1 protein-coding gene is annotated in these 515 nt (G+C 28.5%); it reads left to right on the plus strand.

Annotated features, from left to right (window positions below; translation table 11 throughout):
* On the plus strand, nt 1–515 hold a 515-nt coding region (locus tag HMPREF0528_RS08715; RefSeq protein ID WP_004896656.1), incomplete at both ends, for a restriction endonuclease subunit S.

Consider the following 515-nt stretch of genomic DNA (forward strand, 5'->3'; position numbering starts at 1 on the left):
TGATCCTGTTCTTAATTCTAAAAAGTATCCTGAAAAAGCATTGGAAAATTATATTAATTTTATAACTTCTGGTTCTAGGGGATGGGCTAAATACTTAACTCCAAAAGGGAAAGCATGGTTTTTAACCATAAAAAATGTTAAAAATTCACATATTGTAATTAATAATATTCAGTCAGTAGAACCACCAGATTCTAAAGAAGCACAAAGAACTAAAGTAAAAGAAGGAGATTTATTAATAAGTATTACCGCTGATTTGGGACGTACAGGAGTTGTTAGTTCAGATATAGCGTCACATGGTACATATATTAATCAGCATTTAACATGTATAAGATTAAATACAGAATTTATAAATCCAGTATATGCGTCATATTTTTTAGAGACTGTAGCTGGAAAAAGACAATTTAATTCAAAAAACCAAAACGGAGTAAAAGCTGGGTTAAATTTTGACGCAATAAAAAGTTTAAAAATAATAATTCCTCCAATTAAAAGACAAAATAGTTTTGTATCTTTTGTCG

It is taken from the genome of Lactobacillus johnsonii ATCC 33200 (assembly GCF_000159355.1).
In the GTDB taxonomy this organism is placed as follows: domain Bacteria; phylum Bacillota; class Bacilli; order Lactobacillales; family Lactobacillaceae; genus Lactobacillus; species Lactobacillus johnsonii.